Origin of the sequence: Gardnerella sp. KA01002 (assembly GCF_049244015.1) — a bacterium.
GTDB lineage: Bacteria > Actinomycetota > Actinomycetes > Actinomycetales > Bifidobacteriaceae > Bifidobacterium > Bifidobacterium vaginale.
In genome coordinates this window covers 1,387,208-1,412,977 of record NZ_CP058365.1, presented here as the reverse complement: position 1 = coordinate 1,412,977, position 25,770 = coordinate 1,387,208, and the positions used below count along the sequence as shown (strand labels likewise).

28 protein-coding genes and 2 tRNA genes are annotated in these 25,770 nt (G+C 44.0%); 29 read left to right on the top strand and 1 reads right to left on the bottom strand.

The features are described from left to right. The first annotated feature begins 1 nt into the window (after position 1). From HXT60_RS05470 to fdxA, 5 genes are all read left to right on the top strand, one after another. Positions 2–75: transfer RNA gene (locus HXT60_RS05470), tRNA-Met, on the top strand. A gap of 50 nt (positions 76–125) precedes the next feature. Continuing rightward, positions 126–296: a 50S ribosomal protein L33 gene (gene rpmG / locus HXT60_RS05465; RefSeq protein ID WP_004114322.1), complete on the top strand. Its 171-nt coding sequence runs from the start codon at positions 126–128 to the stop codon at positions 294–296. An 88-nt stretch (positions 297–384) separates the two neighbouring features. Beyond that, positions 385–1,668 (top strand): FAD-binding protein, encoded by a 1,284-nt coding sequence (locus HXT60_RS05460; RefSeq protein WP_101886617.1) that lies wholly within the window; start codon positions 385–387, stop codon positions 1,666–1,668. 213 nt (positions 1,669–1,881) lie between these two features. Then, positions 1,882–3,513, top strand: coding sequence for an APC family permease (locus HXT60_RS05455; protein ID WP_421791423.1), 1,632 nt, complete (start codon positions 1,882–1,884; stop codon positions 3,511–3,513). Positions 3,514–3,680: 167 nt separating this feature from the next. Beyond that, positions 3,681–4,001 (top strand): ferredoxin, encoded by a 321-nt coding sequence (fdxA, locus tag HXT60_RS05450; RefSeq protein ID WP_004114327.1) that lies wholly within the window; start codon positions 3,681–3,683, stop codon positions 3,999–4,001. Here fdxA and dinB read toward each other — a convergent pair. After that, entirely contained in the window at positions 3,998–5,332 is a 1,335-nt protein-coding gene (gene dinB, locus HXT60_RS05445; protein ID WP_421790969.1) for a DNA polymerase IV, read from the bottom strand. The genes fdxA and dinB overlap by 4 nt on opposite strands. A 113-nt stretch (positions 5,333–5,445) precedes the next feature. On the opposite strand from dinB, the gene HXT60_RS05440 reads away from it, so the two are divergent. From HXT60_RS05440 to rplE, 24 genes are all read left to right on the top strand, one after another. Beyond that, the gene (locus tag HXT60_RS05440) at positions 5,446–6,384 is read left to right on the top strand and encodes an EamA family transporter (RefSeq protein ID WP_020760791.1); all 939 of its coding nucleotides are present in this window, start codon (positions 5,446–5,448) and stop codon (positions 6,382–6,384) included. A gap of 119 nt (positions 6,385–6,503) precedes the next feature. Then, a tRNA-Ser gene (locus HXT60_RS05435) sits at positions 6,504–6,590 on the top strand. A gap of 319 nt (positions 6,591–6,909) precedes the next feature. Next, positions 6,910–10,257 carry a hypothetical protein gene (locus tag HXT60_RS05430; protein WP_421790966.1) on the top strand — a complete coding sequence of 1,116 codons (3,348 nt, stop codon included), beginning with the start codon at positions 6,910–6,912 and terminating at the stop codon, positions 10,255–10,257. 180 nt (positions 10,258–10,437) lie between these two features. After that, positions 10,438–10,731, top strand: a complete 294-nt coding sequence (locus HXT60_RS05425) for a metal-sensitive transcriptional regulator (protein WP_004114342.1) — start codon at positions 10,438–10,440, stop codon at positions 10,729–10,731. Between the two features lie 78 nt (positions 10,732–10,809). Beyond that, entirely contained in the window at positions 10,810–11,451 is a 642-nt protein-coding gene (locus tag HXT60_RS05420; protein WP_020759949.1) for an IMPACT family protein, read from the top strand. A 94-nt stretch (positions 11,452–11,545) separates the two neighbouring features. Next, a complete protein-coding gene (locus HXT60_RS05415) occupies positions 11,546–12,214 on the top strand; it encodes a hypothetical protein (protein ID WP_004138770.1) in 669 nt (222 codons plus the stop codon). Between the two features lie 109 nt (positions 12,215–12,323). Beyond that, a complete protein-coding gene (gene malQ / locus HXT60_RS05410; RefSeq protein ID WP_421790964.1) occupies positions 12,324–14,492 on the top strand; it encodes a 4-alpha-glucanotransferase in 2,169 nt (722 codons plus the stop codon). 266 nt (positions 14,493–14,758) lie between these two features. Next, positions 14,759–15,208, top strand: coding sequence for a 50S ribosomal protein L13 (rplM, locus tag HXT60_RS05405; protein WP_004114349.1), 450 nt, complete (start codon positions 14,759–14,761; stop codon positions 15,206–15,208). A gap of 20 nt (positions 15,209–15,228) precedes the next feature. After that, a complete protein-coding gene (gene rpsI / locus HXT60_RS05400; RefSeq protein WP_004114350.1) occupies positions 15,229–15,717 on the top strand; it encodes a 30S ribosomal protein S9 in 489 nt (162 codons plus the stop codon). Positions 15,718–16,089: 372 nt separating this feature from the next. Further along, positions 16,090–18,795, top strand: coding sequence for a bifunctional acetaldehyde-CoA/alcohol dehydrogenase (gene adhE / locus HXT60_RS05395; protein ID WP_004573722.1), 2,706 nt, complete (start codon positions 16,090–16,092; stop codon positions 18,793–18,795). 365 nt (positions 18,796–19,160) lie between these two features. Continuing rightward, positions 19,161–19,469 (top strand): 30S ribosomal protein S10, encoded by a 309-nt coding sequence (rpsJ, locus tag HXT60_RS05390; protein WP_003808013.1) that lies wholly within the window; start codon positions 19,161–19,163, stop codon positions 19,467–19,469. Between the two features lie 15 nt (positions 19,470–19,484). Next, on the top strand, positions 19,485–20,135 hold the full coding sequence (gene rplC, locus HXT60_RS05385; RefSeq protein ID WP_004116043.1) for a 50S ribosomal protein L3: 651 nt from the start codon (positions 19,485–19,487) through the stop codon (positions 20,133–20,135). Between the two features lie 5 nt (positions 20,136–20,140). Further along, entirely contained in the window at positions 20,141–20,806 is a 666-nt protein-coding gene (rplD, locus tag HXT60_RS05380) for a 50S ribosomal protein L4 (protein WP_004114353.1), read from the top strand. A 5-nt stretch (positions 20,807–20,811) separates the two neighbouring features. Continuing rightward, entirely contained in the window at positions 20,812–21,108 is a 297-nt protein-coding gene (gene rplW, locus HXT60_RS05375; protein WP_004114354.1) for a 50S ribosomal protein L23, read from the top strand. A 34-nt stretch (positions 21,109–21,142) separates the two neighbouring features. Continuing rightward, positions 21,143–21,973, top strand: coding sequence for a 50S ribosomal protein L2 (rplB, locus tag HXT60_RS05370; RefSeq protein ID WP_004114355.1), 831 nt, complete (start codon positions 21,143–21,145; stop codon positions 21,971–21,973). A gap of 15 nt (positions 21,974–21,988) precedes the next feature. Continuing rightward, complete coding sequence (gene rpsS / locus HXT60_RS05365) at positions 21,989–22,267, top strand: 30S ribosomal protein S19 (protein WP_004114357.1); 279 nt, start codon at positions 21,989–21,991, stop codon at positions 22,265–22,267. Between the two features lie 16 nt (positions 22,268–22,283). Beyond that, positions 22,284–22,643 (top strand): 50S ribosomal protein L22, encoded by a 360-nt coding sequence (rplV, locus tag HXT60_RS05360; protein ID WP_004114358.1) that lies wholly within the window; start codon positions 22,284–22,286, stop codon positions 22,641–22,643. A 2-nt stretch (positions 22,644–22,645) separates the two neighbouring features. Next, entirely contained in the window at positions 22,646–23,461 is an 816-nt protein-coding gene (gene rpsC / locus HXT60_RS05355; protein ID WP_004114360.1) for a 30S ribosomal protein S3, read from the top strand. A gap of 4 nt (positions 23,462–23,465) precedes the next feature. Continuing rightward, entirely contained in the window at positions 23,466–23,885 is a 420-nt protein-coding gene (gene rplP / locus HXT60_RS05350; RefSeq protein WP_004114362.1) for a 50S ribosomal protein L16, read from the top strand. Further along, the gene (gene rpmC, locus HXT60_RS05345) at positions 23,885–24,136 is read left to right on the top strand and encodes a 50S ribosomal protein L29 (RefSeq protein ID WP_004105502.1); all 252 of its coding nucleotides are present in this window, start codon (positions 23,885–23,887) and stop codon (positions 24,134–24,136) included. The genes rplP and rpmC overlap by 1 nt, the downstream gene beginning before the upstream one ends. A gap of 2 nt (positions 24,137–24,138) precedes the next feature. Next, positions 24,139–24,405, top strand: coding sequence for a 30S ribosomal protein S17 (gene rpsQ / locus HXT60_RS05340; RefSeq protein WP_004114365.1), 267 nt, complete (start codon positions 24,139–24,141; stop codon positions 24,403–24,405). A 90-nt stretch (positions 24,406–24,495) separates the two neighbouring features. Continuing rightward, positions 24,496–24,864 carry a 50S ribosomal protein L14 gene (gene rplN, locus HXT60_RS05335; RefSeq protein WP_004114366.1) on the top strand — a complete coding sequence of 123 codons (369 nt, stop codon included), beginning with the start codon at positions 24,496–24,498 and terminating at the stop codon, positions 24,862–24,864. A 1-nt stretch (position 24,865) separates the two neighbouring features. After that, positions 24,866–25,201 (top strand): 50S ribosomal protein L24, encoded by a 336-nt coding sequence (rplX, locus tag HXT60_RS05330; RefSeq protein WP_004114367.1) that lies wholly within the window; start codon positions 24,866–24,868, stop codon positions 25,199–25,201. Further along, positions 25,198–25,770, top strand: coding sequence for a 50S ribosomal protein L5 (gene rplE / locus HXT60_RS05325; protein WP_004114368.1), 573 nt, complete (start codon positions 25,198–25,200; stop codon positions 25,768–25,770). The genes rplX and rplE overlap by 4 nt, the downstream gene beginning before the upstream one ends.

The window sequence follows — 25,770 nt, the reverse complement described above, 5'->3', positions numbered from 1 at the left end:
TGGCGGGGTAGCTCAGCTGGCTAGAGCGTACGACTCATAATCGTAAGGTCAAGAGTTCGAGTCTCTTCCTCGCTACAATGGCCAGCAGGAGTTGGTCAACACACAACATTCTAGAGGTGAACGAAATGGCAAGTAAGAGCGCAGACATCCGTCCAGGCATTACGCTTGCATGCACGGAGTGCAAGGAGCGTAATTACATCACGACGAAGAATCGTCGTAATACGCCTGATCGTCTCGAGTTGAGCAAGTTCTGCCCACGTTGCGGCAAGCATACTCTCCATCGCGAGACTCGCTAAGCGAGTGAGCTTCGGCGAAGTTTTGTAGCTTTATTTACCCCGCGTTTTGCGGGGTTTTTTGTTATTTAGTGCTGTTAGGATTAGGCATATGAGTATGCAATCATCCTTATCGAAATCTGATAATCCAACTTTCGCAGACCTTACAACAATTGGGGTTGGGGGTAGTATTGCTCGTTTTGTAGAGCCTAATAGCAGGGTGGCTGTTATTGAAGCTGTAGAAGATGCCGATTGTGCGGGATTGCCATTGTGTGTTATTGGTGGTGGATCTAACATGCTCGTTAGCGACGAGTTGTTTAACGGAGTTGTTGTGCGCGATGCTCGGCGTGAAATTTGTGTTTTAGATGAGGCGGCTCCTAGCGAAGATGGCGTTGATAAGGATAGTGGAGATTGTTTAGTTCACGTTAGTGCAGAAGCAGGATGCAATTGGGATGATTTTGTATCGCATACGATTCAGCTTGGCTTAGAAGGCGTAGAAGCGCTATCTGGTATTCCTGGAACTGTTGGGGCATCTGTTGTGCAAAACATTGGCGCATATGGTGCGGAAGTGGCGCAAAGCGTTGAATGTGTAGAAGTTTGGGATCGTAAAGATAAAACAACTTTTTATATGAATCTTGCGGATCTTAAGTTTGGATACCGCACGTCTGTTCTTAAAAAAAGCATGTATAAGGCGCCTGGTGTTGCTGCCGATTGCTTCTTCCCAACGCCTAGATATGTTGTTTTATCTGTTACTTTTTGCTTAAAGCATTCAAAAACGGGTGTTGTGGCTCATTCTCAGCTTGCTCACGCGCTTGGCGTGCAAGTTGGCGATAGGATGGAAACATCTAAGATTCGTCGCGAAGTTTTGCGCGTTAGAGCGTCTAAGGGCATGCTTGAAGATGCTATGCGTTACGCAAATAAGTGGATGTGCTACGCAAAAAGCGAGAGCGGTGTTGAGTCTGCGATTAGTCTTCAAAATGAAGACTATGTTTGTGGAGATTTGTTAGACGGCGATTCTAAGTATGCCGATCGTCATAGTTGTGGAAGTTTCTTTATGAATCCGATTTTGACAGAATCTCAGGCAGATTTGCTTCCAGAAGACGCTCCGCGATTTGACGCCACTTTGCCAGATGGATCTAAGGGTGTTAAGACTTCTGCCGCATGGCTTATTGATCATGCAGGATTCCATAAAGGATTTAGGCTTACGCAAAACAATGGTATAAAAAGTGAGGCTGGGTTGTCTTCTTTGCATACTTTGGCATTGACCAATCGCAATAACGCAAAATGCAAAGATATTGTTGATTTAGCGCGCAAAATCATAGATGGTGTTTATGATTCTTTTGGCGTAAAACTTGTTCCAGAGCCTGTTCTAATCGGCATTAACTTAGATTGTTAATGTAAGTTGTTAACACAAATTTAGCATAATTTAACATAATAAATCGCGATTCATGTTGTGATTTTCTGCTGAACACAGTACTATGCTCTTTTAATATCGTAAAAATTATTGTTTGATGGCACTTAATGTGTGTTGAACTGTATTTTTTGCTATTAATAACATATATACCCTTATATGGAATGTTTTAGACGTAGTTTTAGAGAAGGTTGGATTATGCAAATATGGAGAAAAAAGTCTGTTGAACAGACTATTGCAGAAACAATGGATGGTGATCGCCATCTTAAGCGTACGTTAAATGCATGGGATTTGGCAGTTATGGGAGTAGCTGTGGCTGTTGGTGCTGGCATCTTCTCCGTTGGTGCTCAGGCTGCAGCGTTCCACGCAGGTCCTGCAGTTATTATTAGCTTTATCATCGCTGGTATTGTTTGCGGAACGGCTGCAATGTGCTACGCTGAGTTTGCTTCGATGATTCCTGTTGCTGGTTCTGCATACACCTTTACGTATACCACAGTAGGCGAGCTTATTGCTTGGATTATTGGTTGGGATATGATTCTGGAAATGCTTATGGCAGGATCCGTTATAGCCAAATATTGGGGCGTTTATCTTAACGATTTAATGCACTTGTTTGGTCTTAATGTATCTACTTCTGTAAAGCTGGGTAATTTTACTTTCGATCTTGCTCCAGTAGTTATCGTTGCATTCTTTACGATTATGCTTGTTGTTGGAACAAAGCTTTCTGCTCGTTTTGATGGCGCTTTAACAATCTTGAAGATTGGTATTGTTCTATTCGTTGTCGTTGTTGGATTCTTCTACATTAAAGCTTCTAACTTCACTCCATTCGTTCCACCTGCAACAGACGTTGCTAGCGTTAAGGGAATCCACGTTTCTGGCACCATGAGCCAGCCGCTTTGGCAATGGATTACTGGCATGCAGCCAGCTGTTTACGGTGTTACTGGTATTCTTTCTGGCGCAGCTCTTGTGTTCTTTGCTTTTATTGGTTTTGATGTTGTTGCAACTACTGCAGAAGAAACTAAGGATCCACACAAGAATATCCCTAGGGGCATTGGTCTTGGTCTTTTGATTGTGACTGTTCTTTACATTCTTGTTGCTGTTGTTACAACTGGCATGGTTTCGTACAAGGATTTGGCTAAGCAAGAGGCTCCTTCTCTTTCTACAAGCTTTGAGCTTGTAGGCGCAACTTGGGCAGCAAAGATTATTTCTCTTGGCATTGTAATCGGCTTAACAACTGTTGTTATGGTTCTTCTTCTTGGTCTTACGCGTATCGTGTTTGCTGTGAGCCGCGATGGTCTTCTTCCTCGTAGCTTCTCTAAGGTTAGCAAACGCGGCATTCCTGCACGTATTCAGATTGTTTCTGGCATTGTAGTTGCTATAATCGCTTCTACATTAGATATTGGAATTCTTTCTGATATGGTGAATATCGGTACGCTTTCTGCATTCTTGCTTGTTTCTGCAGGTGTTCCGATTATGCGTATGCGTAGACCAGATTTGCACCGATCCTTTATGGTTCCATGGAATCCAGTTTTGCCTATTTTTGCTGCGCTTTCTACGTTCTGGCTTATGCTAAACCTTTCCGTGCTTACATGGATTCGTTTTGCGATTTGGCTTGCGATTGGCTTTGCAGTGTACTTCGGCTATTCCTACCGCAACTCTTTGCTTGGAAGGCAGTTACGCAAGGCTAAGAAGCTTGGTGTTCCTGTAGAGTCATTGTTTGCTCAAGATGCTGTTGCAGCTGAAAAAGTTGCGGAAGGCGAGTCGGAAGACCAAGCTCGAGCTGAAGCTGCTCAAGAGGCGGCCGTTGGGTCTGCTCAAGAGGCTGCTCAGTAAGCTTTGCCTTTGATATATTAATTTAGATATATTAATTTAACTGTATTGAGTCGGCATGCGGTTTTACGCGTGTCGACTCAATTAGTTTTGCGCGCCGTGTTTGCACTATAATAGAAAAGTTAAATTGTTTCATTAGAGCAAAAGAATGCAGAAGGGGGGCGTTTGTTATGCCTTATGTTATTGCAGAACCTTGTGTTGACGTTAAGGATAAAGCTTGTGTTGACGAGTGCCCTGTTGATTGCATTTATGAAGGCGATCGTACGCTTTATATAAACCCTAATGAATGTGTTGATTGTGGTGCTTGTGAACCAGCTTGTCCTGTAGAAGCCATTTTCTACGAGGATGATGTTCCAGAAGAGTGGGAATGGTATAAAGACGCTGCAGTAGAGTACTTTAACAAACTTGGTGATTTAGGCGGAGCGCAAGAAGCTGGTCCATCTGGCTGGGATGAAGATCGTGTAGCTGCTCTTCCTAAAAGAGATGCTTAAATACCTAGTTGCGCTGCATTGTTTCCATATTTTTCTCTTACAGCATCTAAAACATGTTCTGCGTGACTTATTCGTGCATAAGTATTTTTTACTGCGTTTTCTCTAATTGGTGTTGAATTTTTGTATGTATCGTTGTTTATTGCGGTTTCTCTTTTGCTTTCTTCAAGAATGTCATTAATAGTTGGTTGAATGAACGTTTTGCTGCATTTTACAAGATTGCTAGCGCTTACTCCTGCCAGTCTAACTGGGCTTAATAAGCAAATATTATTTCCGCCTAATTTATGATTGTGTACTATAGGGTCTGCGTCCATTAACAATGCGTCAACGTGTTTATATAATTCATGGGAAGAATCCGTTGCGTTTCTTAACGTTTTAGATCTAGTAACATAGTGCAAATCGCTGAATCGTAGCTTTAACGTGACAGTTTTGGTTGCCATATTGCGTTTGCGTAGTTCTTGCGCCACGTCATTGCAGCAGTGCCTGATCAGGTTTTTCACTGCTGCAATATCTGTGGTGTCAGAATTGAGAGTTTGTTCTGTACCAATGGATTTTTCTGGAACATGGGGCATGACTTGCCGATTATCGATTCCGCGCGAAGTGTTATAAAGCATTTGTGCAACAATCTTAGAGCCGGCAATTCGTTCCAGAGTCTTTTCATCTATATTTCTTAGTGTTTCTATACTATTTATTCCCCATGCTGCTAGCTTTTTTGCCAGAGCTGGTCCAATTCCTGGTATTGCTCGTAATGGCATTATTGACACAAAGTCAGCGTTGCGGTTCTGGGGGACAACCAGCATTCCATTTGGCTTTGCATTTGTTGATGCTATTTTTGCTATTAATTTATTGGATGCTATTCCCACTGAGCAGGTGATATGAAACTTACGCGCGACTTCGCTTCGTATCCATTCGCCTATAACAATAGGCGAATGCCAGCGTAAAAGTGCGGAGTTAACATCCATATAACATTCGTCTACAGAGACTCGTTCAACCCTATCTGTGATTTTTGAAAAAACCTCCTTAAAAATCCTAGATGAAATGGAAACGTAGTATGGCATATCTACCGGTAAGAAAATGCCATTAGGGCACAAGCTTCGTGCTCGCGCTGTAGGCATAGCTGAATTGACGCCATACTTACGTGCCTCGTAGCTGGCTGCCGAAACTACGGAGCGTGAGCCTGTGCCAATAATCACAGGTTTACCAAGCAACCTAGGATTACGCGCCGCCTCGAGTGATGCGTAAAACGCATCCATATCGATATGAAGTATTGTGCAGCCAGACGTGTCATGCCCCCAGTCGCGTTTAGCTGCTGTAACTCGCGGTGCTGTGCTCATGGATTTATGGTAGAACAAACGTTCGATTTTATCTATAGTGTGTCGCAATAAATTTTACGAAAAATATAGTCAAAAATATGCAAATATAACTACTGCCGTGTAGGGTATGCTGTATGAAACAAATCATAGTGAACGCGCTAAATCGCATGCCTGTTTTGCTGATTGTTGTTGTAGAAGCGGCGATGGTTTATTTAGCAACATCAATAGCGAAAGTCGCGTTTAGTCAGCTCGATCCGTTGTATTCTGTGTGGTATCGCGTTGGATTTATGGCTTTGTTTTTGATTGCTTGGAGAAGACCTTTTTCGCACCATAAGCGCGCGCGCAATTCTTTGCCTAAAACGTTAAAAGAATGGTTAATTGTTGTTGCAGTAGGAATTTCCGTTGTTCTTATGAACACCATGTTTTATTTAGCTATTAGTTGCATGGCTGTGGGGGTCGCAGTAACTATCGAGTTTGTAGGACCTTTAATGGTTGCTGTTATAACAGGTAAAACGTGGCGTGAGCGCATTGGTATAGTTATTGCCGCGTGTGGAATAGTGCTTCTTGCAAGCGCTTCTATGGGTTCTAATGAAAGCCCGCATTTCCTTGTTGGATTAATTGCAATTCTTATTGGCGGATCCATGTGGGGAATGTATATTGTCTCTGGGCGAATGTTGGCTAGAGGTTCTAATGCCATAGACAGAGTTAGTGTAGCTATTTTAATTGGATGGTTGTTGCAGTCTAGCGTACTTGCCGTTCCTGCGATTTCTCATGTTATATACCCTAAGCCAGGAGCTACTTGGGCTGCACAGTCTGGCGGTTCTATAAAGCTTTTAGCTTTGATGGTTGTTATTGCGATATGCGCATCTTTTATTCCTACGCTGTTGGATCAAGTTCTTTTAAAGCGCGTGTCTTCGGCAAGATATTCTGTTATGCAGGCTTTATATCCCGCTATTGCGGCAGTTGTTGGAATGGGATTTGGAGAAGTGCCAACTTGGATTGATGTTTGTGGAATGGCTCTAGTTATGTTGGCTGTTGCGATTACATTTTCGGGAGACCATAATCCTGCATAAATCTTGCTGTTTGGCTATTCAATCCACTTTTGTGTGTTTGGTGTGTCGCTGAAGCATTGTGCACGTCCTCAAGAGGTGATATAGTCTGAATCTGTTGCTATCTTGAATAGCTACAAAGTGGAGTCATGCCTGAGTGGCCGATAGGGGCACCCTGCTAAGGTGTTAGTCGTGTAAGCGGCTCGAGAGTTCGAATCTCTCTGACTCCGCGGTTTTAGCTCTAAATCGTTGATTTTTCAATGATTTAGAGCTTTTTGCGTTTGTGCAGATTCCCGTAATTACAATTTTTCCTTGAGATGTTTTGGGCTATTTCTCAGGTTGTTTCCCATTGAATAGCCGCTAGCAACCGCAAGAATTGTGGATAACTCTGTGGATAAGTCGCCTTTAAAATAGGCTTTAACCACATTGATAAATTTTTATTTACATAATTAAATCCCTAAATCATAGTTAGAGCATGAGCGATTTTTCGTTCATCGTGGCTAGCAAAACGTTTGTCACGTAAGAGAAAACAACGTTTAAGGAGTTGATATGGGAAAACATGTATGTAAAAAGATTCCAATCTTTTTACGCAATAAGCGCACGCGAATGTTCTCTTTACTGACAGCGTTGCTGGCGACTATTGCAATTGTTGTTGGAAATGGTGTAATTAGCGGAGCATATGCGTTTGACGATATTCCTACGTATATAAGCAATTACTATGGTTGCGGAGCTGAAGGTGACCATAGATTGTATTCAGTTAATGACGACATTACATATTGCGTTGATCTTTATGAGTCTGGAAACGCGTTTGCAGATACTTCTTGGGGTCCTGTAGTAAATAATCGTGATGTTGCGATTGCTGCAATGATGATAAAACTGAGCGTTAATGGAAAGTATTGGCGCGGTGACTATAGAGACAGAGTCGCAATTGCTTATGCTATTCATGAACATTTTGAAGATAAAGACAAATGGAATAATGCGAAACAGCATTCGTTCACCAGTACTAAAGATTTTAGTGAAATAGCTGCTAAAGCTGATGAACTTTGGAATGAAGCTGCTAGCAAAATTCCTACAAAAGTTTCATTTGAAAATTTGTATGGGACTTCAGGCAATTCTGGTGAAATAAAAGTAAAAGCAGAAGGAGTTCTAAGAACAGCATATAACGGTGATGACGGTGTTGATTTTAAAATAACTGCATCGAATAGAAATATTATGTTCAAAGATAACTATTATTACAACAATAATGAATTAAAAGCAGAACGCAAAGGTTTTATACGTACAGACAAAGATTATTCAGATGAATTTGTTTGGGTTGCGTCTGGAGAAGGCAAAGTTGATATTAATGGCGAATATTATCTTCCAAACTTGGAGAGAAGAGATACAAAAAGCGGTTGCTACTTGCTTAGGTTGTCGCAATCTCCTGTGAAATATAATATTGATAGTTCAATTTCTATTGATGCGCATAGAGATTTTTACCCAGCTGTTACATCAAAATCTGAAGTTAAAAAGTTAAAACTAGGCGATTCTGTAGAAGGTAATGTAAAAAGTAGCGTTAATAACGAAGAGAATAAGCCTTGGATTGAAAATAAGAAGATTCGTGCGCGCGGATACTACTTTGTAGGATCGTATGAAAATATTCTAAAAGAACGTGCAGTGGGTAGTAGCGTAGATGACTATATAAAAGAGTTGCGCGCTGATTCTAGCATTAGACAAGTAGGTGCAAGTGACGTTTACTTTACTAAATCAGGTGAAGAAGCTAAAACAGTTGTTCATGTAACAAATGGAGATATGAAACCAGAAAATCTTGAAAAAGCAACAGAATATAAAGTTGGTGAACAAGATGCTGGACTATTTGGTACATGGGTTTGGACTATTGCTAAAAATGAGCAAGATAATGACGTTAAAGATTTTGTTTCTAGTGATTTTATTGAAGGTTTTGGTAAAGCACAATCTACTTTAACTCATATGACAAAAGTAAACATAAAACATGTTAAAAATGCTAAAAATAAAGATTCAAATGAAGTATCAGATACGATTGTTGTTAGTGGCGCGCCAAAAGATTACGGAATGTTTAAAGGCAATAAAGAGTATGGATTTGATGGCGATGAAAATATGAAAGTTCGCTTGTGGTGGATTGGGTATGAAAATGGCACTGTTGATAAAGAGTCTATGAGTAAGTTAAATCCAAAATCAGATAAAGAGCCTGAGGAAGACGATAATCACAAGAAAATTGGCGAATGGTCAGTTCCGCTTAGAAATGGCGTTTATACGATTGCTAACGGAAAAGTGATGCTAAAGGAAGATTCTGCGGATGGCGCTGGTAATAGTGGTGCTGTTGGCAATAGTGAAAAGGGTAATGAAAAAGAAGAGTCAGAGCTTGGAAAGAAAGTTGCCGATATTGTTAATTTGAAGTCTGGCAATTCGGGCGAAAGTGGAATGTATGTGTTTGTATATGATTTCCCTGGTTCTTCTAGAGCAGAAGCGTTTAAAACAGCGTTTAACGATGAAGACAGTAGAAGCATATTTACTCAAGAAAAAGAAGAGCATAAAACAGTAAATAATAATTCTGCAGGTAATGCTGGTGGCGCAAAGCCGAATGGTGATAAGCCGAATGGTGGGTCTAAGCCGAGTGTCGGAGATGTAAAACCAAATGATGACGTGAAACCAAATGGTAATAAGCCAAATGGTGATGAGAAGCCGAACGGTGACGTTAAGCCGAATGGTGGTGATAAACCGAGTGGTGATGTAAAGCCAAGTGGTGATGCGAAGCCGAATGGTGGTGATAAGCCGAGTGGTGATGTAAAGCCAAGTGGTGATGCGAAGCCGAATGGTGGTAATAAAAGTGATAACGTATCTACGAATAACAATGATAATAAAGTAAACAACAATGATAATAAAGTAGAAGAATCTGGTGAAGTCACTAAGAATGAGATAGATACAAAAACGTCTGCTGGAGGCGCTGTTGTAGACAATATCGTCAACAAGCAAAACTCTCATGATCAAGGTGCGCAACAAAATAATAAACAAGATACTCAGTCAAATACGCAGCCAAATACTAATCAAAATACACAAAGTCAAGGCAATAGTACCCAAACTGCGCAGAATCAAGGTGGTCAAAATGCTGGTTCGCAAAAACAACATAAGCAAACTGGTGATGTTGAAGGTAAACAAAATAGCAATATTAATGCAGATAGTTCTCAGAGTGGTTCTGATTCTCATTCTGCTGTTAATAGTGATAATACAAATGTAAACGGTTCTTCGCAAAAGAATAATGAAAGTAACAAAGTCGATAAAAGTGATAAAGAAAATAATGCTGGCGTAGTAGATAAAACAAACGCAGGTAAATCAGGTAAATCAGATAATGCTGGGAATGCTGGTAACACAGATAATGCTGGTAAATCAGATAATGCAAGAAACGCTGGTAGTGCTGGTAAATCAGATAAATCTGTGAATGCAGAGAATACGGAAAATGCCGATAATGAGAATTTGAGTAGCAAAAATGTTCACAGTGATAAAGCAGATAAGTCATCTAAGAAAGATTCTGGTAGTAGCGTAACTGTGCATAAAGGCAATACGAATAGTGATAAAAAAGATGGTCGCACAACAAAGAGAACAGCTTCTGCAGCGGTTTCCAGCCTAAATACTGATGAACAGAATGATAATAAAACTAAAAAAGAAGCATCTGATTTAGGATCTGAGTCTCTTGCAGAAAGCCAATCAGAATATACAAATACAAAAAGGAATAAGCGCAGGCATGCTCGTGCAGGTGTTGTAAGTGCCACATCTTTATTTAATGCTGGTATAAAAATTGAGAGTGTCTTGATGCTTTCTATGGCAGTATTACTTATTGCTGGTGCTATAGTTTTGGGAAAAAATATATATCGCGTTGTATATTAACAAAATATTAAATACAAATAAAATTGTTGCGTTGTATAATATGCATAATTTATTCTATAGATATCGTTTTCTATAGATATAGTTTATTGATGCGGCGTAGTTTATGCATGCATACTATACAACGCACAATTTTGATATAGACAATATGTAAGAAGTACTGTTTATACTACGAGGTTTTATATGAGCGACTACAACATAGATAAAGAAAAAATGTTGGTTCGTCTACATAGGGTATGTGGACAGGTTCATGCTGTTGAGAATATGATCGAAAAGGGAGAAGATTATACAAATATTCTTATGCAGCTTTCTGCTTCTACTGCAGCTCTTAGAGCTGTTGCTCTTATAGTTGCTCATCAGGAAATCTCAAAAGCTTTAGAGGCGGCGCAAAATGCTTCAGATCAAAAAGTTACCGACAAGAAAGTTGCTGAACTTGTTGATGTTGTAGATCATTTAATGAGATACGATAAATCGTGATTTGTGATTCTAACGGTTTCGTATGATTTATCGATAGCGTTTAAACTGTTTGAATTGAAAACGATTTGAATATTAAGTATGAATAATATGCGAACCGTAACTGATTTATGCGAAAATCCTGCGCACTTTGCCTTCGTGGAAAAGAAGTCTGAATTTATTTCAGATGCTTGCCATATAACAACTCTTGAAGAAGCAATAGATTTTGTAGAGTCTATTAGGCTAAAACATCCTAAGGCGCGGCACGTGGCTTATGCTGCTGTGTGCGGAGACAATAATGGCAGACTGTGTGAGCGCATGAGTGACGACGGAGAGCCTTCAGGTACTGCTGGGAAACCTATTCTAGATGTTGTAAGGGCTTCTAATCTTACAGATACAGTTGTAACAGTTACGCGTTATTTTGGTGGGATTTTGCTTGGCTCTGGTGGATTGATGCGCGCTTATTCACATGCAGCAGCTGGCGCTATACAGTCGAGCAAAATGGCAGATATCATAGAATGTAATTGTTTTTCTTGCAAAGTCGAATATACTCAGCTAAGAATGTTTAAAAGCTTATTGTTAAAACATAACGCAGAAATTATGGATGAAGAATACGGAATTTCTGTAGATTTAAAGGTTTGTGTTCCTTTTGAAGAGTCAGACAGATTTTTAGAATCAGTAAAAAATACATTTTCAGCTATAATAATTCCTAAATCATGTGGTGTTTACAGTAGGATTTCCTGATAAAGTTTTTCTCACCTTGTCGGTTTTAGAATTTGTGTCGTAAAACTGATACATTATATTGGATATTGGTAGCTAAAAGGTTGGTGAGTAGATTATGAGTGATATACAAGATCAAAATAATCTTGAACACAATGATGATTCGCATAGTAATTCTCATGACGATTCTCATGAAATTTATGAGCCTTTGACATCTATTTATGAGCGTTTACGCCACTCCAGTAATTCTAAAGAGCTTCACGAATTTGCTGTAAAAGAACTCCCAGATAGAGCAGATCAAGCAGAATTTTCTAGGGCTACGGCATTACTAGAAGCTGTAGCAGGCAACATAAATACTCCAGAAGAAGATCGTATTCATCTAGCAACAGTGATGCCATTCCCTAATATTTTGGTTAAACTTTCACAGGATAAATCTGATAACGTTCGTTTAGCTGTTGCTAAAAATCGTAATGCTAAAAATTGGCTAGTAGGAAGACTTACTAAAGATTCTTGCGGAGAAGTTAGAGATGCTGCATTGTGCAATCCGCAGACATCATGGAAAATGCGTCTCGAGGGTGCTCAAACCGAAGGCGTTGGGGCACAAACATTAGATTACTTAGCCTCACTTGGTGTAGGTGAAGAAAGTAAGGATTCGCCAGTACTTTCCGCAATGGTAAGAAGAGCAGTGGCGCTTAATCCTGGTGTGTCGCAGTCAACATTGATAGCTTTGTCAAAAGACAAAGACCCAGATGTTTCCTCTGCCGCATTAGAAGTTTTAAATAAATAAAGTTTTAAATAAATAAAAAAATTTAGATAAGTCTTGAGTGTAAAATTAAATTAAACAATAATTGCATACGTTTGCATAAAAAACTCACATATATACTACGATGGAAACTATGAACAATAAAAATGAAGAAAGTACTCAGCAAACAAGCCCATTAAGGCGTTTGGCTGAGTTAATGGGAGTGCGCTCCAAATTCGTTGGATCGGATGGAATAGAACATCAGATTGCTGATAACGTGCTTGTAAAAGTATTGCGCTCTCTGTGCGTAGATGCAAGCACTGATAAAGCGATTGAAGAATCAATGCAGAAGATTCTTTTGGAACGTCATACACGTTTAGTTGCTCCAACGGTGTTGCATACAGTTGGTAAAGAAGACACCGTTATAATCAACACAGGTATTTTGGAGTATCCTACAGCAACTTTGATATTGGAAGATGGAGAACAGTACAAAGGTGACTTGCAGATTTCTCCATGCAAAGATGATGTTGCGTTCCCTGTTAATGGCACTTTTGTGGCAAGCTCTTTGTTGACAATTCCAGCAGACGTGCCTATGGGGTATCACACTCTAAGAATAAGCGTTGCGGATCGAGTAGAAGAGGCGTCACTTATTAGTGCCCCAGAAAGCATTGATACTCTAGAAAAGCTTGAAAAAGATGGAAAGCAGATCTGGGGATGGATGGCTCAGCTTTATTCCATTCGTTCTTCTAAGTCTTGGGGTGTTGGTGATTACGCAGATTTAGCTGATCTTCTTGTGCAATCAAAGAAAAAAACAGGTGCAGATTTTGTGCTTGTAAACCCATTGCATGCAGGTGAACCAGTTGCACCATTAACACCGTCTCCTTATTTGCCAGTCGCAAGAGGAATGGTTAATGTAACCTATATTCGCCCAGAAATAATTCCAGAATATGATTCGCTTAATGATAAGGATCGTAAGACTGTTGACGATCTTCATAACGAAGTAGAGCCTCTTAATAATGATGCTCAAATTGTTGATCGTGACTCCATGTGGCGAGTAAAAATGCATGCTTTGTGGATTATTTTTAAGTCTGGACTTTCTGTTGAACGCTCCAAAGAATTTGAAGCATTTAAGCAGGACATGGGTGAGCGTCTTGAATCTTATGCAACTTGGTGCCTTTGCTACGATAAGTGGGGTGCTCCTAAGGGAGAAGACTGCTGGGAGAAGCATCTTACTAAAGATTCCGATGAGATTAGTGCTTTATGTAAACAATTCCCAGATACTCTAGAGTTTTATCGTTGGCTTGAGTGGATTGCGTTTACGCAATTGCATGATGCTCAAGTTGCAGCTAAAAATGCGGGTATGCGCATTGGCATTATGTCGGATATGGCTGTTGGCGTGCATCCTGCAGGCTCCGAGGTTTGGTGGAATCCAGAGCGATTTGCCAATGGTGCTTGCGTAGGTGCGCCTCCTGATTACTTCAATCAGCAGGGTCAAAACTGGTCTCAGCCTCCGCTTAATCCATTCGAGCTTGAGCGCACTGGATTTAAAGTGTACAAAGATATGGTTCACGGAATGTTTGCGTCTGCTGGCGCTGTGCGAATTGACCATATTCTTGGGCTTTTCCGCTTATGGTGGATTCCAGAAGGATCTACTCCAGGTGATGGAGCTTACGTTTACTATGATGCAGACGTTATGCTTGGCATTCTTGCGATTGAAGCCACTCGCGCAAATGGTGTTGTAGTTGGAGAAGACCTTGGTGTTGTGCCAGCTGAAACTTTGGAAGTTTTGGCTAAGAATAAGGTTCTTGGATGCACGGTTGAGTGGTTTGAACAGAGGGATGGTGCATTCCGCGAGCCTAAGAAGTGGCGCGAAATGACGCTTGCTTCTGTAAATACTCACGATTTGCCACCTGCTGCAGGATACTTAAACTACGAGCACGTTAATATTCGCGAGCGTTTGAATCTTCTTTCGGGATCCGTAGAAGAATTCCGCGCTGGTGCTGTTAAAGAGCATAATGCGATGCTGAAAATGCTTGTTTCTGGAGGTTTCTTAGACAAGAAGGCTCTAGAAAATGAATCTGAGCATGAGCAAGAGATTGTAGAAGCATTATATCGAGCACTTAAAGCTGCTCCTTCCAAGCTGCTTGCTGCATCCATTGTTGATGCAACGGGTGAGCATCGTGCTCAGAATCAGCCTGGTACCAATGATGAATATCCAAATTGGCGTATTCCTTTGGCTGATGCTAATTGTAATCCTGTTCTTTTAGACAACTTGTTTGACTTGCCTAGAGTTAAGTCTTTAGCGCAAATCATGAATAAGTAGTTCTAGATGCGTGATTAATTGCGGGCTGTAGCGTTTGTTGATATTCGCGAGCGTTGCAGTCCGCATTGTATGTAAAATAGAAACTTGCAAATAGTCGTCATATGGCGATATACTTGCAGATTGTTGTGTTTCCCTAAGGGGTCCTTCAAAGCGCTTTTCCCACTCGCCATCGAGGACTTTCAGGGAGCCCACGGATTATGAGCAGCATATCTCCTATAAACCAAGAAGATATAAAGCTCGAAACACAATAGAGAAAAGGTACGATTGTGAAGACTTTCACACCGAAACCAGCAGATTTAACTCATGACTGGTATATTATCGACGCCACTGATGTGGTGCTTGGTCGTTTGGCTTCCCAGGTAGCCATTTTGCTGCGTGGTAAGAATAAGCCAACATTTGCTCCTCATGCTGATTCTGGCAATCACGTCATTATCATTAATGCAGATAAGATTGCTTTAACTGGCAATAAGTTGAGCAAGGAATTGTATTCTCACTCTGGTCGTCCAGGTGGACTTCGTCGCGACAGCTATGCTGAGCTTTTGGAGAAGAATCCAAAGCGCATCATCGTTTCCGCTGTGAGGGGAATGCTTCCAAAGAATCGTCTTGCTAAGGTTCAGCTTGATCGCCTTCGTGTGTTCACTGGTGCTGAGCATCCTCATATTTCACAAAAACCACAGGTCTTCGAGATCTCTCAGGTCTCTCAGCAGGCTAAGTGAATCGTAAGGAGAATATGATTATGGTAGATAACAACAACTCCGCGGTTCTTGAGAATGAAGAAGAACTGACTAGCTATACAACTGAGACAAACGCTGGTGCAGGCACTGGTACTTCTGCTGTTGCTCCAGGCTATGGCACTGGTCGTCGTAAGGAAGCCGTTGCTCGCGTTCGTTTGATTCCAGGTACTGGCAAGTGGACTATTAATGGTCGCGCTCTTGAGGAATACTTCCCATCTCGCTTATTGCAGCGTGAAGTTAATTCCCCATTTGTGCTTTTGAAGCTTGAAGGTAAGTTCGACGTTGTCGTCTTGGTAGATGGTGGCGGTACCACTGGTCAGGCAGGTGCAATCCGTTTGGGTGTTGCTCGTGCTTTGAATGCTATTGACCGTGATGCAAACCGTGCTTCCTTGAAGAAGGCTGGCTTCTTGACTCGCGACGCTCGCGTTGTGGAGCGCAAGAAGGCTGGTTTGCACAAGGCACGTCGTGCACCTCAGTTCTCAAAGCGTTAAGCTGCGAAGAATTTATATTTTCAATGGCTTCTGGCTTTTGCTGGAAGCCATTTTTGTATCTAATGCGGTTGAATGTTCTAAATGTTATTAATCGTTTATAAGTAATCATTAAATCTAACATTCTAGAAAATTTAGAGGATAATCGCACATAAATAGTCACAAATAATAACAAATAACGAACATTAGAGGATAAACCTCGCTCATAAATAGCGCAACTCGCTGCAAATCCAAAATAGTACAGTAAATCAAGTAGATTGTGAACTGTATCACATTGTTAGACATTTAAGATGTGTTTATAAAGAAGATTCTTCATGTAAATGTCTGCATATGAAATGTAAATATAAAAATATATGAATGATCGAGGAGGACCAAATGGCGCAGGCGCAAGAAAAGGCGCAAGAAACAGTGCTTGATGAAAAAGAGCAAGCCGCATTAGCAGCCAAACGAGAAGTAGATGAATTAGCTAAAAAAGCAAAGGTTGCTTTAGAAGAGTTTGAAAAATTAAATCAGGAGCAAGTAGACAGAATAGTAGCAAAAGCGTCTATTGCAGCGTTAAACAAGCATTTAGTCTTAGCAAAAATGGCTGTTGAAGAAACAGGCAGAGGATTAGTTGAAGATAAAGCCACAAAAAACATTTTTGCATGCGAACACATTACCCATTATCTTGCAGGCCAGCGCACAGTAGGCATTATTCGCGAAGATGATGTTCTTGGAATCGATGAAATCGCTGAGCCAGTTGGCATAGTAGCAGGCGTGACTCCAGTCACAAACCCAACATCTACAGCCATTTTTAAATCGCTAATTGCTCTTAAAACTCGTTGCCCAATTATTTTTGGCTTCCATCCATTCGCTCAAAAATGCTCCGCAGAAGCGGCAAGAGTTGTGCGCGATGCAGCGATAGAAGCAGGCGCGCCAGAAAATTGCATTCAGTGGATTGAACATCCATCAATCGAAGCTACGGGAGCTTTAATGAAGCACCCAGATGTTGCAACAATTCTTGCAACAGGCGGTCCTGGAATGGTTAAAGCTGCTTATTCTTCGGGAAAGCCAGCACTTGGCGTTGGTGCAGGAAACGCTCCAGCATATGTTGATGCGGACGTAGATGTTGTGCGCGCTGCAAACGATTTGGTGCTTTCAAAGCATTTTGATTACGGTATGATTTGCGCAACAGAGCAGGCGATTATTGCGCATAAAGACGTGTATGAGCCATTGTTAAAGGAATTGAAGCGCAGAAAAGCATATTTCGTTAATGCCGATGAAAAAGCGAAACTTGAACAGTATATGTTTGGTTGCACTTCGTATTCAGGTCAAACTCCTAAGCTTAATTCAGTTGTTCCAGGAAAATCTCCTCAATATATTGCGCATGAAGCTGGGTTTGAGATTCCAGAAGATGCTGTGATACTTATTGCCGAGTGCAAGGAAGTTGGCGAGATGGAGCCTCTAACAATGGAAAAGTTGGCTCCTGTTCATGCTTTGCTTCGCGCTGAAAATAAGGAACAAGGCTTTGAAATGTGCGAGAAGATGCTTGTTCACGGAGCTGGTCACACTGCTGTGATTCACACTAATAATCAGCAGCTTGCTCGCGAATATGGCAGCCGCATGCACGCTTGCCGAATCATTTGGAACTCCCCAGGATCTTTGGGTGGTGTTGGTGACATCTACAACGCAATCGCACCTTCTCTCACTTTGGGCTGTGGTTCTTATGGTGGAAACTCTGTTTCTGGAAACGTTCAAGCAGTAAATCTTATTAATATAAAGCGCATAGCGCGAAGGAATAACAATATGCAATGGTTCAAGATTCCGGCCAAAACGTATTTTGAGCCGAATGCTGTTCGCTATTTGCGAGACATGTATGGCATTGAGCGCGCAGTTATTGTGTGCGATAAAGTTATGGAGCAGCTTGGCATTATAGACAAGGTAATTGATCAGCTTCGCGCTAGAGACAATCGCGTAACGTTTAGGATTATTGACTACGTTGAGCCAGAGCCAAGCGTTGAAACTGTTGAGCGCGGCGCGGAAATGATGCGCGAAGAGTTCCAACCAGATACGATTATTGCTGTTGGCGGCGGATCTCCTATGGATGCTGCAAAAATTATGTGGCTTCTTTACGAGCATCCAGAAATTTCCTTCGCTGATTTGCGCGAAAAGTTCTTCGATATTAGAAAGCGCGCATTTAAGATTCCGCCTCTTGGTAAAAAGGCTTGCTTGATTTGTGTACCAACGTCTTCTGGAACAGGATCGGAAGTTACTCCGTTTGCAGTTATTACAGATCATAAGACTGGCTACAAGTACCCGATTACTGACTACGCAATTACGCCTTCAGTGGCAATCGTGGATCCAGTTTTGGCACGCACACAGCCTCGTCGCTTGGCTTGCGATTCTGGTTTTGACGCTTTGACGCACTCTATGGAAGCTTTTGCTTCTGTTTATGCTAACGACTTTACGGACGCAATGGCATTGCATGCAGCAAAGTTGATTTGGGATAATCTTAACGATTCTGTGAATTCCAATAATTCCGAACGCAAGATTCAAGCTCAAGAAAAAATGCATAATGCGGCTACTATGGCTGGAATGGCGTTTGGTTCGGCGTTCCTTGGTATGTGCCACGCAATGGCGCATACAATCGGAGCTTTGTGCCATGTTGCTCACGGCCACACGAATGCAATTTTGCTGCCTTATGTGATTCGCTACAATGGTCAAATTCCACAAGAGCCTACAAGCTGGCCAAAGTACAATCGCTACATCGCTCCGGAGCGATACCAGCAGATTGCAAAGAATCTTGGCATAGATCCTGGTAAAACTCCTCAAGAGGGCGTTGAGAATTTGGCGCGCGCTGTTGAAAATTATCGAGATAATCTTCTTAGTATGGATGCTTCGTTTAAGGCATGCGGTGTGGATGAAGAATACTATTGGTCTTTGTTGGATCAGATTGGCATGCGTGCTTACGAAGATCAGTGCGCTCCTGCAAATCCTCGTATTCCTCAAATCGAAGATATGAAAGATATTGCGATTGCAGCGTATTATGGTGTTTCCCAAGAAGAAGGACATCGTATGCGTTTGGAGCGCGAATCTAAGTGATTATTGAATAATTATTTAAGTGATTTTCGAATGATTATTTAGATGATTATTGAATAATTATTGTATATTTAGTTGCAAATGGCAGAGGCTGCACTAGCTGTAGTTTTCTGCCATTTTTCGTTGGAAAATAGCCGACACGCCCGATTTTTGTTAATCCAAGGTTGATGGTTTAATTACTTAGTTGCCTGTTTTTAAGGCTCGCATATTGTAATTCAAAAAAGCGAGCGCAGAAACAGAAATCGCAATTTTTGTTGATTTTTGTAGGCTGCGCACTGATGTGGAATGACCTTTAGTGTCTATTCTCCCGGTGCCCTTTAATACAGGTTGGTAAACAGTAAACGAATCGCTAGAAAGGGCGGACGGCAATGGCGGGACAGAAAATCCGCATCAGGCTTAAGTCCTATGACCATGAGGTCATCGACCAATCGGCGAAGAAAATCGTCGAGACGGTGACGAACGCGGGCGCCACAGTAGTGGGTCCGGTTCCTCTGCCGACCGAGAAGAACGTGTTTGTTGTTATCCGTTCTCCTCACAAATATAAGGATTCTCGCGAGCATTTCGAGATGCGCACTCATAAGCGCCTCATTGACATCGTTGATCCAACGCCAAAGGCTGTGGATTCTTTGATGCACATTGACCTGCCTGCGGATGTAAATATCGAGATTAAGCTGTAGGAAGGGGGGTAAATAATGTCGCAAAATAAGAATCGCACTGCTTTGCTCGGCCGTAAGCTGGGCATGAGCCAGGTTTGGGATGAAAACGGCCTTTTTGTCCCCGTAACTCTGGTTGAGGTCGCTACTAACGTAGTTACCGCTGTTAAGACCGAAGAAACTGACGGTTATTGCGCCGTACAGCTCGGTTATGGCCAGATTGATCCTACCAAGGTTACCAAGCCATTGGCTGGTCACTTTGCAAAGGCTGGCGTGACTCCTCGTCGTCACCTCGCTGAGGTGCGCACTGAAAATGCAGCAGATTACAAGCCAGGTCAAGAATTGACCGCTGAAGTATTTGCTGAAGGTGCCGAAGTCGACGTAACGGGTACTACAAAGGGTAAAGGCTTTGCTGGCACAATCAAGCGTTGGGGCTTCAAGTCTTACCGTCGTACTCACGGCTCGCACAAGAATGAACGTCGTCCAGGTTCTGTGGGCGCATGTGCAACTCCAAGCCGCATTTTGAAGGGCAAGCGTATGGCTGGTCGCATGGGTCATGTGACTTCTACTGCGCTCAACCTCACAATCGTTTCTTCGGATGTTGAGAACGGTATTTTAGCTATTAAGGGTGCTATTCCAGGACCTAAAGGTGCTATCGTTCTCGTCCGTTCGGCAGTGAAGGGAGCCTGATTTAAATGGCAAACGTAACTCTGAACGTAACTGACACCAAGGGCAATGCAAACGGAACTGTTGAAGCTCCTGCTGAGATTTTCGGCATCTCCAACGAAGACGTTTTGGCTCACGGTCCATTGGTTCATCAGGTCGTTATTGCTCAGCTTGCTGCTGCTCGACAGGGTACTCACGCGGTTAAGAATCGCGCTAATGTATCTGGCGGCGGTAAGAAGCCATGGAAGCAGAAGGGCACCGGACGTGCTCGTCAAGGCTCCATTCGTGCTCCACAGTGGGTGCATGGTGGTGTTGTACATGGTCCAGTTCCTCGCAAGTATGATCAGCGTACTCCAAAGAAGATGAAGGCAGCTGCTCTTCGTTATGCTCTTTCGGATCGTGCAAATGCTGGTCGCATTGCAGTTGTGGACTTTGGTATTAAGGATGTTCCATCCACCAAAGCAGCAGTTGCAGCACTTACACCAGTAACTAAGGATCAGTTCACCACTGTTGTTCTCTCTCGTGAAAACATCAATGAGTGGATGTCTGTTCGTAACATTCCAACGGTGCATGTGATCTTCGCTGATCAGCTCAACACCTACGATGTCATCACCGCTCAGTACGTAGTCTTCTCCAAGGAAGGTTTCGAAGCCTTCGTTGCAGCTAAGACCGAGCCTGAAGTTAAGGAGGCCTGATTTAAATGGTCGCAGTCCATAACCCAGCACATGACATCATTTTAAAGCCAGTTGTTTCTGAAAAAAGCTATGCAGCTTCCGATCGTGGTCAGTACACCTTCGTGGTAGCTCCAAATGCTAACAAGGTTCAGATCAAGCAGGCTATCGAAGAAATCTTCAAAGTCAAGGTAACGAATGTTAACACCTTGAATCGCGCTGGCAAGCTTAAGCGCTCTCGCACCGGCTTCGGTCGTCGTGTGAATCAGAAGCGTGCTATTGTCACCGTGGCACAGGGCCAGACAATCGATATCTTTGGTAACTGAAGGCTAGCCGAGAAAAGTAAAGGAATACTACATTATGGCTATCCGCGTTTATAAGCCTACGACTGCAGGACGTCGTAACGCATCCGTTTCGGACTTCTCCGAGATTACGCGTTCCACTCCTGAAAAGTCGTTGGTACGCAAACTCAGCAAAACTGGCGGTCGTAACTCTTACGGTCGCATGACTTCCCGCCATCGCGGCGGCGGACACAAGCGTCAGTATCGTCTCATCGATTTTAAGCGTTGGGACAAGGATGGCGTGCCAGCAAAGGTTGCTCATATTGAGTATGACCCTAATCGTTCCGCTCGCATCGCATTGTTGCATTATGCAGATGGTGAGAAGCGCTACATTATCGCTCCTGAAGGCATTTCCCAGGGAGATGTTATTGAGACTGGCGCTCAGGCTGATATTAAGCCAGGCAACAACTTGCCTCTTAAGAACATCCCAACTGGTACCGTGGTGCACGCAATTGAGCTTCGTCCACTTGGTGGCGCAAAGATTGCACGCTCCGCAGGTGCTGCCGTTCAGCTCGTAGCTAAGGATGGCGCTTACGCTCAGTTGCGTATGCCATCTGGCGAAATTCGTAACGTGGACGCTCGTTGCCGCGCTACAATCGGCGAGGTTGGCAACTCTGACCACGCTAATATCGAGCTTGGTAAGGCAGGTCGTGCTCGTTGGCTTGGTCGCAGGCCAATCACCCGAGGCGAATCTATGAACCCTGTTGATCACCCTCATGGTGGTCGTACCCGTGGTGGTAAACCACCTGTTTCTCCATGGGGCAAGGGCGAGGTTCGTACCCGCCGTCCGAAGAAGGCTTCGAACAAGATGATTGTTCGTCGTCGTCCGAATGGTAAGAACCGCAAGTAAGGGAGTGTCGAACAGATGACTCGTAGCATCAAGAAGGGCCCTTTCGTCGACGCCCACTTACAGAAGAAAGTCGACGAACAAAACGACAAGGGCACGCATAACGTCATCAAGACGTGGTCGCGTCGTTCGATGATCACTCCTGATTTCATTGGACACACCTTTGCCGTACACGATGGCCGCAAGCATGTGCCGGTATTCGTTACCGAAGCAATGGTTGGTCATAAGCTCGGTGAATTCGCCCCAACCAAGACCTTCAAGGGTCATGTGAAGGACGACAAGAAAGCACGCCGCTAAAGGAGAGTTAGGACACATGGAAGCTAAAGCAATCGCTCGTCACGTACGTGTGACGCCGCGCAAGGCTCGCCGCATGGTCGACCTCATCCGAGGCAAGCGTGCAAGCGAAGCTATTACCATTTTGAAGTTTGCTCCTCAGGACGCATCTTTACCAGTGCGTAAGGTTCTTGAAAGCGCGATCGCTAACGCTCGCGTTAAGGCTGAAAAGGCTGGAGAACCATTCCGTGAGCAAGACTTGGTCATCAAGGAAACCTATGTGGATGAGGGTGTAACGCTTAAGCGTTTCCGCGCTCGTGCACAAGGTCGCGCTGCGCGCATTAACAAGCGCACAAGCCATATCACTGTTATCGTCTCGCTTAAGGAAGGGGATCGCTAAAGATGGGTCAGAAGATCAATCCTTTCGGCTATCGCCTGGGCATTACCGAGAATCATCGCTCTAGGTGGTTCTCTGATTCTACTAAAGCCGGCGAGCGTTACCGTGACTTCGTCCTTGAGGATGACAAGATTCGCAAGGAAATGAGCCATGACCTCGAACGTGCAGGCGTGTCCCGCATCGTTATCGAGCGTACTCGTGACCGCGTTCGTGTTGATATTCACACCGCTCGTCCAGGTATTATTATCGGTCGTCGTGGCGCAGAAGCCGAGCGTGTTCGTGCAAAGCTTGAGAAGCTCACTGGTAAGCAAGTACAGCTCAACATTTTCGAAGTGAAGAATGCTGCACTTGACGCTCAATTGGTTGCTCAGGGAATTGCGGAACAGTTAACCAATCGCGTTACATTCCGTCGCGCTATGCGTAAAGCACAGCAGGATGCAATGCGCGCAGGTGCAAAGGGTATCCGTATTAAGCTCTCTGGTCGTCTTGGTGGCGCCGAAATGAGCCGTTCTGAGTTCTATCGTGAGGGTCGCGTTCCACTGCAGACCCTGCGTGCCCTTATTGATTACGGCTTCTTTGAAGCTAAGACTACCTACGGCCGTATCGGCGTAAAGGTATGGATTTATAAGGGTGATATGACCGAGCGTGAGTTCGAAGAGCAGCAGGCCCAGCAGGGTAAGCGTGAAGGTCGCCGTGGCGATCGTCGTCCACGTCGTGGCGCACGCTCTGCCAACCAGCAGAAGGCTGCCGAAGCACAGGCTGAGAAGCCAGCTGAAGCTGCAGCTGCTGAAGCTCCTGCCGCAACGGAAACGAAGGAGTGAGCAGATGCTTATCCCAAAAAGGACTAAATATCGCAAGCAGCACCGTCCTACCCGTAGCGGCATGTCTAAGGGTGGAACCGCTATCGCTTTCGGCGATTTCGGTATTCAGGCGCTGGCTCCGGCGTACATCACTAACCGTCAGATCGAGGCAGCCCGTATCGCAATGACCCGCTATATTAAGCGTGGTGGTCGCGTGTGGATTACGGTTTTCCCTGATCGTCCATTAACCAAGCACCCGCTTGGTGCACGAATGGGTTCCGGTAAAGGCGCTCCAGAATTCTGGATTGCTAACATCCATCCAGGTCGTGTAATGTTCGAGATCGGTGGTGTTTCTGAGGACGTCGCTCGCGAGGCTTTGCGCCGCGCTATCGACAAGCTCCCAATGAAATGCCGTGTTATTGCGCGTGAAGGCGGTGACATCTGATGCCAGTCGGAACTGCAGACTACACCATCAAGAATTTAAACGAGAAGACTAATGCTGAAATCGAAGGCTTCTTAAAGAAGTCTAAGGAAGAGCTTTTTAACTTGCGCTTCCAGGCAGCAACTGGTCAACTCGAAAACAGCGCTCGCCTCAAGGCGGTCAAGCACGACATAGCCAGGATGTATACTATCCTGCGTGAGCGTGAACTCGGCATCAGCCAAGAGCCTGGCGCCACTGAGGTCAAGGAGAAGTAAGCATGGCTGAGAACCAAGAGCGCAACTTCCGCAAGGTTCGTCGCGGCTACGTCGTGTCCGAGGCCATGGACAAGACAATTGCCGTGGAGCTGGAGCAGCGTTCGACACACCCACTTTACGGTAAAGTCGTCCGCTCCACACGCAAGGTCAAGGCACATGATGAACACAATGAGGCGCATATTGGCGATCTCGTGAGTATCATGGAAACTCGGCCTTTGAGCAAGACCAAGCGTTGGCGTCTCGACTCGATTATCGAGCGCGCCAAGTAAACAAGTTCAGCAAGGCTCCGCGCTTCACCTGTGCCTGTTGTTTAGTAGGTACGGGTGAGCGGGGAGAACCAGCTCGACTAAGGAGAATCAATGATTCAGCAGGAAACGCGGCTTCATGTCGCCGACAACACGGGTGCTAAGGAATTGCTTGCCATCCGCGTGCTCGGTGGATCGAAGCGACGCTATGCCGGCATCGGCGACATCATCGTCGCCTCCGTTAAGGATGCTATTCCTGGCGGGTCGGTCAAGAAAGGCGACGTAGTTAAAGCTGTCGTCGTCCGTACTGTCAAGGAACATCGTCGTGTTGATGGTTCCTATATTAAGTTCGACGAGAACGCCGCTGTTATTCTCGGCTCTGGCCGTGAACCAAAGGGCACTCGTATCTTTGGACCAGTCGGTCGTGAATTGCGTGATAAGCGCTTCATGAAGATTGTGTCCCTCGCCCCGGAGGTGATCTGAGATGGTAGCCAAGATTAAGTCCGGCGACCAGGTAAAGGTTATCCGCGGCAAGGATCGCGGTAAGGAAGGCAAAGTACTTCGTGTACTCGCCGAAGACCGTTTGATCGTCGAGGGTGTTCAGGTTGTTAAGAAGCATGTGCGTGCTACCCAGCAGGGTCAGCAGGCAGGCATCGTCTCTGTTGAGGCTCCAATTCACCGTTCTAACGTTATGGTGATTGACCCAGAGACCAAGCAACCAACCCGCGTGGGCGTGATTGTTAAGCAAGAAGCTCGCGACGGCAAAGTAAAGACCGTGCGCGTGCGTGTAGCTAAGAAGTCCGGAAAGGAGCTGGCATGACCGATACTACAGTTGAGGCGCCGGCAACTCCGCGCTTAAAGCAGCAATACAATGATCAAATCGTTCCAGCTTTGGAAAAGGAATTTGGCCACACTAATCCTATGCAGGTGGCTCGTTTGCAGAAGGTCGTCGTCTCTATGGGCGTTGGCGCTGCAGCTCGCGATTCCAAGCTTATCGAAGGTGCGATTAAGGATCTCACTTTGATCACTGGTCAGAAGCCAAAGGTTACTAAAGCTAAGAAATCTGTTGCGCAGTTCCATTTGCGCGAAGGTCAGGCTATTGGCGCTTACGTAACTCTTCGTGGTGATCGTATGTGGGAATTCTTGGATCGTTTGCTCACTCTGGCTTTGCCACGTATCCGCGATTTCCGTGGTATTAATGGCAACCAGTTCGACGGTCAGGGTAACTATAACTTTGGTCTTACGGAGCAGTCAATGTTCCACGAGATTGATCCTGATTCGATTGATCATCAGCGTGGTATGGACATCACCGTGGTGACCACCACCAAGGACGATGTGGAAGCGAAGTCGCTACTTAAGCACCTCGGTTTCCCATTCAAGGAGAACTGA